4 protein-coding genes are annotated in these 11,907 nt (G+C 35.2%); all 4 read right to left on the bottom strand.

Annotation, left to right across the window (positions count from 1 at the left end; genetic code table 11):
• A partial coding sequence (locus tag NAT51_RS18330; protein ID WP_250601312.1) for a condensation domain-containing protein occupies positions 1-4,135 on the bottom strand: 4,135 nt, incomplete at its 3' end.
• A gap of 15 nt (positions 4,136-4,150) precedes the next feature.
• Positions 4,151-5,452 (bottom strand): diaminobutyrate--2-oxoglutarate transaminase, encoded by a 1,302-nt coding sequence (gene ectB, locus NAT51_RS18325; protein WP_250601310.1) that lies wholly within the window; start codon positions 5,450-5,452, stop codon positions 4,151-4,153.
• Between the two features lie 49 nt (positions 5,453-5,501).
• Positions 5,502-8,852 (bottom strand): non-ribosomal peptide synthetase, encoded by a 3,351-nt coding sequence (locus NAT51_RS18320; RefSeq protein ID WP_250601308.1) that lies wholly within the window; start codon positions 8,850-8,852, stop codon positions 5,502-5,504.
• Positions 8,852-11,905, bottom strand: coding sequence for a type I polyketide synthase (locus NAT51_RS18315; protein ID WP_250601306.1), 3,054 nt, complete (start codon positions 11,903-11,905; stop codon positions 8,852-8,854). The genes NAT51_RS18320 and NAT51_RS18315 overlap by 1 nt, the downstream gene beginning before the upstream one ends.
• Positions 11,906-11,907: the final 2 nt, after the last annotated feature.

The raw sequence follows: 11,907 nt of genomic DNA, 5'->3' as shown, positions 1-11,907 counted from the left end.
ACGGAATATAAGATCTTCCGGTTTTTAAAATTCCCAGTAAGAGTGCCACCATATCGGCTGATCGGCTCAACAATACGGCAATCGGTGTTTTGTCATCTTTACCGTAAACTGTCAGAAGGTATTCGGCGATTTGATTTGAAAAATGATCAAGTTCGGCATAGGAATACGATTTCGATTCGTCTTTTAATGCTTGATTATTAGGCGTTTTTTCAGCTTGTTCAGTAAATAAACCAACAACTGTTTTGTCTTTTGGATAAGCAACTTCTGTGTTATTAAATCCTTCAACTATAGATTGGATTTGTTCTAATTCATCATTTGAGGTTAGAGAAATCTCTTTAACTTTTAAATCCCTTCCATGAGCACATTGTTCTATGATGTTTAGAAGAAACTGATGGTATTTAACAACGGTATCTTTTGTGAATAAATCGGTGTTGTATTCTAACTCGTAGAACAATTCGTTGTCAGAATCAATGAATCTGAAAAACATGTCAAATTGGGCTCCCGAACTATTATCCAATTCATAATGCTTAAATTTTAACTCATCATTGGTTAAATTATCCAAGCTTCCTAAAATATCAATGTTCAGGAAATTTTGAACGGTAAATACAATATCAAACAACGGTGAATGGCTAAGATCTTTTTGCAACTGCAATTTTTCCAATAGCAGTTCAAAAGGATAATCCTGATGCTTATAAGCCGATTTAAAATTATTTGAAATGCCTTTAATGAAATCCTTAACCGATAATTGTTCGTCAAATCTGGATCTGATTGGTAATGTATTCAAATAAAGGCCAATTTGATTTTCCAATTGGCTAAGACCTCTGTTTGTAATTGGTAATCCGACCGTTATATCCTGTTCTCCGGATAATTTCGATAAGAAAAGATTTAGCATCGATCCGAAGAACATAGCCAAAGTTATACCTTCTTCTTTCAGAAGTCCTTTAATCGAAATCACTAATTCCTGAGGAATTTTGAAGTGATCTACATGTCCGTTATATGTCTTCATTGCCGGTCTGCTATTCTGCAATTGCAGATCCAACATTGGGTATGAATCCTTAAACTGTTCCATCCAAAAAGATTCACTTTGCTGAAATGCAGTCTTTTCAGATTCTTTCAATTGCCAGGCCGCATAATCCTTATAGTGGATTTTTAAAGGTTCCAACTGAACTTCTTTTGGAGAACATAAAGTATTGTAAATACTGAAAAGCTCTTTTTGGAATACCGTAACCGACCATCCGTCACAAATCAAGTGATGCAATGCGATCGCAATAACATGTTGGTTCTCTTTAACTTTAATCAGGTTCGCCCGGATTAGAAGACTGCTTTCAAGATCAAAAGGAAGAATGATTAAATCCCGTAGGTAATTATTCAATTCTTCGGTATTCAAATCTTCTTTTACTTCATATTGAATACTGTTTTGGATTGCATCAAATTCATGAATTTTTTGTTTCAGTTTATCTTCAGTAAAGACAAATGAAGTTCTTAAAGATTCATGTCGTTTGATAACCGTTTGATAGGCTTTATTCAGATTAGAATAGTCTATATTTCCTTCAATCTGAATCATCATCGGAACATTCAGACTCGAAGTATTATCAGACATTTTGGCAAGTAACCAAAGTCTCTTTTGGGCAAATGAAACATCATAAAACTCTTGATTTTCAACTTTTTCAATGCCTTCAACAGCCTCAATTTTTTCGGTTTGAATTGATACTTTCTTGTTCTTTTCCAACTCCGATTCAAGAGCTGCCGCCATTTCTTTCGGTGTACCATTATCAAATAAAGTATCAATGGTAAATTCTACCGAAAACCTTTTATTTATCTTATTGATTAATTGTAATCCGTTTAAGGAATGTCCTCCGAATTCAAAGAAATCATCATCTTCATTCATTTCGGTTTTTAAGATTTCACTCCAAAGTCCCAACAGCTGATCAATAATTGGCAGTTGGTCAAAATCTTCAGTAATTTTTACTTCGCTTGAAGTTGTTACATTAGCCGAATTAGTACCATTTGGATTGTATGGATTATCTGTTGTGCGAAGCCAGCATCTTTTGCTGTCAAAACTGTACGATGGCAATTCTACTTTCGAGAATTTCTGATTACCGATAAATACCCTTGGTTCAAAATCAAAATTCAGGGCAAATAATGTTCTTAAATTTTTGTGTAGTGGCTGACCGTAACCAATAACAAAATAATTCAACATGCTGTTGGTCAATTCTTCAAAAATTGAACCTAGTATACCTTGATATCCGACTTCAATTATATTCAAACCGTTTGGATATCGGCTTATTAATTTTTTGGCCCGAACTTCTAATTCTTCTTTGGTGTCTTGATTTTCCTGAGTAGAATTGCTTAAAGTTTTCAGAGCTTCCTCTAAAGAAATTTCGTTCTTTAATATTTGTATAACGGTTTTTCCAGTACCGATTCCGATCATTTCGTTGATACGAACTCCCGATTTTAAAAGAGTTTGATAACTGAAATATTGGACAAACAATGATTTTTGAGCATCATTAATTAAACTGTTCTTATACTCCGAAAAACCATCTATGCTTTCCAGCACTTCATCAGTAATGATTATTTTATCATCAAATACCAATATACTTTCCTGAATATACTCGGTACTGTTTGTAATAATCTCATTGGTGTTACCTTCTAAAATCTCAAGTAAATGTTTTTTACTCTTTGTCGTTGCTGAAAAGCGGTATTGGTATAATTCCCTGTTATTGTTTAAGGTGAATGAAATATCATGTAAGCTATCATTCGTGCTGTTTAAATAACTTTTGAAAGACTCCAGATGGTTGATTAAACTTACCTTACTTTTTGCGCTAAAGCATAAAGTATATTCATCATGAAGATTTTCTAAAGCTGAAGATTCAGTTTTATCGTATGATTCTAATATCAAATGGGCATTTGTTCCCATTAATCCAAAAGCGCTGATTCCGGCACGCTTTTTATCAGTTTTTCTAACTTCGTCCCAACTGATAGCTCTTGTAACTACTTCGACTTTAGCCTTTTCAAAATCGATAAACGGACTTAACGGCAGCGCATTGACTGACGGATATAAGACATTATTTTTGAAAGAAAGTAATACTTTCACAACTCCAACAATACCGGCAGTTCCGTCAGTATGACCAATATTTGATTTAACGGCTGAGACATATACTTTTTCATCATTTTTGAGTACCGGACTGTAGACTTCTGCAATTCCGGCAATTTCGATTGGATCACCCAATTTAGTTCCGGTTCCGTGTGCTTCGATAAGCGTAATATCATTCGGTTGAAGTTTGGCGTTTTTTAAAGCCTTTCTGATAACATCAGCCTGCGCATCACTGCTTGGTGCCATTATACTCGACGACTGACCACCGTCTTGGTTCAATGCGAATCCTTTAATTACTCCGTAAATGATATCACCATCGGCTAGAGCCTCTTCCATTGATTTCAATAACACACAGCTAACTGCTTCACCCATCATGGTTCCCTCTGCATTTGCGGAAAAAGGATTGCAGCTTTCATTCTTAGCTTCAACCCCCAGAACTACTTTATTGTCTTTAAGTCCGGGAACCGAATCAATATTGGCACCACACACCAATGCCAAATTTGTCTCTCCCAACAATATATCTTTACATGCCAATGTTATTGCCGTTAATGAAGACGAACACGTCGTATCAACATTTATTGCCTGACCTCTTAAATCAAAATATCTTGAAATCCTGCTGGCCATCATCGCTGATGTATTTCCCGCTATTAATGTTGGCGAAGACTCCTGTGCTAACATAAAATAATTAGTCAGTGTATTTGCTACGTAAACAGCAGTATTGGATCCTTTTAAATCTTTTGGTCTATAACCTGCGTTTTCAAAAGTCTTATACGCTTCATGCAAAAGCAATCGCTGGTGAGGCGTCATCTCTTCGGCTTCACCCAAAGAAATATTGAAAAAATTATAATCGAAAAGCGTAATTTCCTCTAAATAACCTGATTTGCGAAAATTAGGTTCATCAGAAACAGCAGTATTGAACAACCTTGTTTTTGATATCTCTTTAATAGAGCATTTTCCATTTAATAAATTTTCAGAGAATTCATGTACAGAATCTGCATCAGGGAATACACCAGAAAATCCAACAATAGCTATCTCTTTCATTTCCATGATTTATAATTAATTCAGGTTGATATCGGAAAAACTGTCATCGATTTTAGATACAACATCCAATATTTTATTAAGTCCAATAGCTAAATTTTCCATAGTAATAGTCAAAGGAGTTAAAATTTTAACCACTTGACCTGTATTACCACAAGTCTCAATAATAATACCTTTTTCAAATAATATAGTGGAAACCATTTCGGCCAATTCACAAGAAGTAAACTCAATACCCCAAATCATTCCATACCCCCTTACATCTACAATGTGAGAACAACTATCTAAACATTCTTTCAGTTTATTTTGAATTAAATCGGATTTTATTTTAATATCTTTAATTAATACATCATCTCTCCAATAGTCAAGTGCTTTTGTTGCTGTACATAAAGACAAATTATTTGCTCTAAAAGTACCATTGTGCTCCCCTGATTTCCATATATCTAGTTCTGGTTTTAATAATAAAAGGGCTAAAGGCAAACCAAAACCACTAATAGATTTAGAGAGAAGAATGATATCCGGACTTATTCCAGCTCTTTCAAAACTAAAAAAATCACCTGATCGCCCACAACCAACTTGAATATCATCAACTATTAATAATATTCCATTCTCTTTAGCGAAATTGGTTAATTTTACCAGCCATTCTATACTGGCTACTTTTATACCGCCTTCTGCTTGTATCGTTTCCAGAATTATTGCAGCTGGTAACTGATTTCCGGAGCCCTTAGTTTTTAACATCATTGAAATGTAATCCATCGTATCAATTTCAGCTCCCATATATCCATCATAAGGAAGAAATATAACATCTTGGGATGGAATATCATTATGCTTTATTTCCTGACTTGCAGAAAGTGCCAGTGAAGTGGCAGTCATACCATGAAAAGAATTAGTAAAGGATACAATTTTTGATCTTTTAGTTACTTTTCTGGCTAACTTAATTGCTGCCTCTACAGCATTTGTTCCTGTGGGACCTGTAAATTGAATTTTATAATTCATATCCCTAGGTTTCAATATTACTTTGTCAAACTCCTCCAGGAATTTTAATTTCATTACAGTATCCATATCCAAGCAATGTACTGGCGAATCTGAATCTAGAAATTTAATTAACTCGTGTTTCATATGCACATTGTTATGACCATAATTTAGTACTCCCGCACCACTAAAAAAATCAATATATACCTTATCATTATAATCTTTAAGAATATCATTTTTAGAATATTTGAAAATGGCTGGAAATGATTTTGCATAACCATTTACATTAGATTCATTATTACCTTGCATATAAATATTAGATTCAATACTGCTTTTTGTTAAATTTTCCATCCTGTTGTTTTTTAAGTTGTTTTTTTAATTATTATATTTTTTTAATTATTTAGAAAGCAATTTCAACAATACTCATCTTATCCTCTTCAATAGAATTTGCTGAATATTTATTTATAAATTGGGCTTGTAAACGAACGGTGGTCATTGAAAATAAATGGGTAACATCAATATCGTCTGACAGCTTTTGTTTGATAAGTTCATATAGTTTGATGATTTTCAGACTGTGCCCTCCCAATTCGAAAAAGTCATCTTCCACACCAATTTCTTCAACTCCCAATACTTCCTTCCAAAGGCCAATCAATTTTTCTTCTGTTTCATTTTTAGGAGCAACATATTGACGTTTGATAAGATCATTCTCAAGTATATCCGGTAACGCTTTTCTATCCGCTTTACCACTTGATGTCATCGGTATGGTTTCAATACGAACATAGAAACCCGGTTGCATATAGTCCGGAAGTTTTGCTCTTAAATACTTGCGTAATTCAGCTTTATCAATTTCAAATCCAGCTTCTGTCAGATAATAAGCAGCAAGTACATTTTCGTTGTCGACTATTTTAGCAGCTACAACCGCTTGCTTGATTCCTTCGTATTCCAAGATTGCATTTTCAACTTCTCCCAACTCAATTCTGTTCCCTCGAATTTTAACTTGGTTGTCAATTCTTCCCATGTATTGAATGCTTCCGTCGTGCTTCCAGTAGGCCACATCACCCGTGCGGTATATTTTATTTCCTTCTTTGAAAGGATCTGCTATAAATCGTTCGTTTGTCAGTTCAGGAAGATTCAGATATCCTTTTGCTACCTGTACACCGGAAATCAATAATTCACCCGGAATCCCGGCCGGCAGTAAATTCATCTTATGATCAACTATGTAAATACTGGTATTCCAGACAGGACGGCCAATGGTTACACCATGACTTACATCAGAATCTGTAACATCCAATGCTGTTACGTCGATTGAAGCCTCCGTTGGTCCATATAAATTATGGATTCTTGCCTGTGGCATTTTTTCGCGTACCTGTTCTACCATACGGGAAGGCAATTCTTCACCGCTGCATATCACGTGCTTTAGTCCTGAAACATCTCCTTTGTTGATATGTTCCAAAAAGGCTCCTAACATCGATGGAACAAAATGAATAACAGAGATTCCTTCTGATTCAATTGTTTGTTTCAGGTATTCAGGATCTTTATGTCCTTCGGGAGCGCATACCACTAAAGTTCCGCCGCTCATTAACGGCAGGATGAACTCCCAAACCGACACATCAAAAGTGTATGGTGTCTTCTGAAAGTAGATTCCTTTGCTATCTGTTCCTAAATAAGAGGCCATCCATAATAAGCGGTTGTATAAACCTGAGTGAATATTTACTACACCCTTTGGCACTCCTGTTGATCCGGAAGTGAAAATGCAGTATGCTGATGATCCCGGTTTTATATCATGGATAAAACCATCAGGATAATGAGTATGATTTTCGAAGAAATTAGTAACTTCAGATTCTCTTATCACCGTTTTAATACCAGAGTCATTAAGGATTTGAGAAACACGTTCTTCCGGATAATCCATTCCGAGAGGCACATAACAACCTCCCATTTTTAAGATTGATACGATTGCAATTACCATTGCTGAACTGCGGTCTAATTGCAAACCAACCAAATCTCCGGAAGAAACTCCGTGCTCATCTTTCAAATAGTGACAAAACTGATTTACTAAAATACCCAGTTCTTTATAATTATAGTGCTCTTCATTATAAACCAATGCCAAGGCATCAGCGTTTGAAGCGAACTGTTCTTCAATTAAATCCACAACGGTTAAAGTTGGATCTAAAGAAACTTCGGTTGAATTGAATCGCATGGTTTCATCCATTACGGTTGATTTATCTGCAATAGGAACTGTAACCAAATCCAGTTCCGGATTATCCAAAACAGTATTTAAAACGAATTGGAAACCATGAAGCAATTGTTCAATCGATTCGCGGTCATAAATATCAGTATTGTATTCAAATTGGACCGCTAATGTATTTCCTTCTTCATAATGGTTGATTTCAAAATCAAACTTGGAATAACATTTTCCGATTTCAATTATCTGTCCTAATTGTCCGTCTAAATCAACCGAAACATCAGAAGAATTTTGAAGCGCAATCATCACATCAAAAATTGGATTTCTTGAAAAATCTTTATCCAATTTTATATCATCAAGCAATGCATCAAAAGGATAGTTTTGGTGATTGATTGCTTCAAGCGTATTTTTCACTACCGATTTATAAAAATCCGCGAAATTATCTTCGGGATGTATCGTGTTCTTTAAGACAATTGTATTGACATAAAATCCAATCTGACTTTCCAGATCAGTATGGAATCTTCCTGCATAAGGAGTTCCGATTATCAATTCTTCACTTCCGGTATATTTGTAAAAAATGAAATTCCAAATGGCTAAAATTGTATTGAACAAACTGCCTGAATATTGGCTACTGAAGTTTTTTAACTTCCTGAATTCATTTTCCTGCAGGTAATATTTCAACTTATAACCTGAGAATGTTTTCTCCAAAGGTCTGGAATTAGCACTTGGAAAATGAAAAGTTGAAACCGGATTTTTTAATATAGTTGACCAGTATTCTTTAGATTCTTCACCTTTTTTGGAATTTAATAAATTCTGTTGCCAAACGGCAAAATCTTTATACTGTATCGCTAACGGAGCTATTTTTTCTCCTGAATTATTCTTGAGCACGTTATAATGACGGATTACATCTGTAGACAAAACTTCCATTGACCATCCATCACTTATGATGTGATGCATGTTATAATAAAAGACTGTTTCGGTAGGACTGATTCTAAAGAATATTGCTCTTAAAAGTGGTCCTTTTTCCAAATCAAACTTTTTATATGAATCTTCAAGTATTGCATTATCTGCCAAAGATTTTGGATCAGCAAACTGGGAATAATCAACTACCTCTGCTTCAAAAGAAAACTCAGAAACCGGAATAATCCATTGTCTGATTTGACCGTTATCATTAGATTTAAAAACCGTTCTGAGAATTTCATGTCGTTCTATTACACAGTCTATAGCTTTTTTCAGTAATGGAATTTCGTAACTGCTGTCCAACACAATATGGAAAGGCATATTGTAAGCCAATGAAGCTTCCTCAAACTGACTCAGAATCCATAATCTCATTTGAGAAGAGGACAACTCATAACTTTCTGATACACCAGCTGTTGGAATGTTCTGAAAAACATCTTGCTTCTGTACCTTTTTTAGGTAGTCTACCAACAATTGCTTATTACTTTTCAGTAATTCAATTATTTCATCTCCAATTTCATCCTGCTCAAAACTGATTTCCAGGTCTTCACCATCCAAGGATAGAAAAACTTGATTTTCCTCGAGTATGTTTAGTATTTTTAAGATGTCCATCAGATTTTAATTTTTTTAGTTTGAGCTTGTGGTGTATTGATAATATTTTTAAACTTGGCCGTTACTTCAATTTTGGCGCTTATTTCTTCAATAGTTTGGGATTCATACAACTCAGGCAACGTCAGTTCAAAAGCAAACTCTTTATTGATTGCATTCACAATTGACATGGCTTTAAGGGAATCACCGCCCAAATCCAGAAAATTATCTTTGATTCCTATGGGTTTATTTCCGAAGAATGTTTTCCAGATTGTTACTAATCCTTCCTGCGTTTTATTTTCCGGCTCAACATATTCAGTGTTCAAGCGAAATCGGAAAGCTTCATCCGATGAGAATTCGGTTTCTTCATTTGAAGCAGATTCGAAAAGATTGGTGTTTTCTTCAAAAACTGAACTGAAATCCCCATTTTCAATCCCGGCCAAACCGCCTGATCTCTTGTTTAATATTTCCAAAACATTGATTCTTGACGGAAGGATGGTTTCATCAAATACATAACCCGGAACCGGAATTTTAGACCATTTTGTATCATATAGATTCTCTATTTTCACGTTATGACCGAAACTCCATAAAACACCTAAATTGTTTAACCATTGTTCGTAATCGTTTACATTTTCCCTTCTGTTTCTAAGCATTGAAATTGACGATACTTCTTTATCCGAGATTTCGTTCATGAAGTTTGAAAGTGCTTTTCCGGGACCAACTTCAATAAAAACAGCATCCGGATAAGTTTGTAAAACCTGATTGATTCCTTTTTCAAACAAAACTGCATTCCGTAAATGTTTTACCCAATATTCCGGAGTAACGGTTTCATTTGCATCCCACATATTCCCTGTCAGGTTTGAAACCATCGGAATCTTAGGAGTTGAAAAATTGATTTTCGCTAATTCATTACGGAAATCTTCCAAAATATCATCCATCATAAAAGAATGGAATGCATGGGACGTTTTCAGGATTGCAAAACTGATATTGCTTTTCTCCAATTGGGAAATAATATCCTGTTTACCCACTTCATCACAAGCAATAACACATGATTTAGCCGTATTTACAGCCGCAATTGAAAATTCACCGGAAACGTTATTCTGCACATTTTCTGAAGTTTCCATAACCGCTATCATAGTTCCCGGTTTTGCGCTGTTCATCAATTGTGCTCTCTTATAAACAATTTTCAATGCATCTTCAAAAGAGATGACATCGGCAAGACAAGCTGCAACATATTCACCCAGACTGTGACCAATCATTGCGTTAGGTGAAATCCCAAAAGTCATAATCGTTTTGGCCAATGCATACTCGATAAGAAATAAAATGGGTTGTGTATACAATGTATTGTTGATAGTCTCTTCGCCAATAGTAATATCTTCACTATAACCTAAAACCGACTTGAAATCAATATTGGAAGTGTCTTTCAAAATCTCAAATCCCTCATCCATTATCTCTTTAAATGTGACAAGGTTGTGATACAGGTCCTTACCCATTTTAAAATATTGTGAACCTTGTCCCGGAAATAAAAAGACTACATTTTTAGAAGTCGTGTTTGATGTAAACTTTTTATATAATTGCAATTTGGATGTTACATTCTTTTTATCATTCAATACCAAATAGTCTCTGTAAGGAAATGTTTTAGATGATTTATTGTTAACAGAATAACTGATTTGCTGTTCTGTATTATCTTCAAAAGCGTCAATAAAATCAACCAACACTTGTTTGTATGATTTTAAAGACTTTTCCGTTTTAGCAGACAAGAAAAAGACGTTAATCGGATTCGTATTTTTTTCAACGCTGCTTAAATGTTCCTCCAATATGGCATGGCAATTCGTTCCACCTATTCCGAAACTACTCACGCCAGCCCTGAAAAGATCATTTTTAGGTTCGCAATTCTGTAGTTTTGTATTGACGTAAAATGGCCCGTCCTGGAAGTTAATTTCCGGATTGGGTTGATCAAAATTTATTGATGGCGGAATTTGCTTTTTATTTAAAATCAAACAGGTTTTAATAAATCCGGCAATTCCAGCTGCTGCGTCTAAATGACCCATACTGGATTTAACCGATCCAATGGCACATTTTGTGTTTGTATCAAATTCAAAAGCTTCATTCAAGGCTTCCAATTCAATTGGATCTCCAATTTTTGTTCCTGTTCCGTGTGCTTCTATATAATCAATTTCACTGGCTTTCAATTCGGCAATGCGAAGCGCAGTTTTAATACATTCCGCCTGACCACTTACGCTCGGTGCTGAATAACCAACTTTTCTTTTTCCGTCGTTGTTTACGAATGTGGATTTGACAACAGCATATATATAGTCTTTATCCCTAACAGCATCTTCATATCGCTTCAAAACAACTGCTCCTGCACCTTCTCCCCAAACAGTACCGCTTGCTTTCTCATCAAAAGCCCTGCAATGACCGTCTTTTGAAGCAATCATTCCGCCTTCATATAAATATCCTTTCGGCTCGATGGATCTAACACTTACACCTCCGGCAACAGCCAATTCGCATTCTTTTAAAAGTAATGCCCTGCAGGCCATATGAACGGTGGCAAGTGAACTGGAGCAAGCAGTATCAGTGTAAATACTTGGTCCTTTTAATCCTAACTTATAAGATATCAGCGTACTGATAAATTCTTTATTGGCATATTTCTCTGTCAGAAACTTCGATGCTTTCCCTCCGGGATACATCATTTCGAATATTCTCCAGTTTAAATTATCAGAAGACGACAGGTACAAACCTGTTATTTGATTATCTCCTTCAATATAACCGGCATCATCAAGTGAGCGGTATACTTGCTGGTGCATAATTCTGACCTGAGGATCCATATATTTTGCTTCCTCATCTGTATATCCGAAAAAATTATAATCAAATTTATCTTCGTTCTCAACCCGGGAAATTGCAGGAACATACTGTGGATTCCCAGCAAGAATCTGGTCTTGTTGTTCATTATCCAGGAACTCGATTAATTCTTTTCCTTCCAGTAAATTATTCCAAAATTCATTTATGTTAGCCGATTTCGGGAACATTCCTGAAATTCCAATTACAGCTATATCTTTTTTTCTATTAACAGTCATTT

It is taken from the genome of Flavobacterium amniphilum (genome assembly GCF_023634845.1).
GTDB lineage: Bacteria > Bacteroidota > Bacteroidia > Flavobacteriales > Flavobacteriaceae > Flavobacterium > Flavobacterium amniphilum.
The sequence above is the reverse complement of the archived record's forward strand: the minus strand, read 5'-3'. Positions and strand labels throughout refer to the sequence as shown.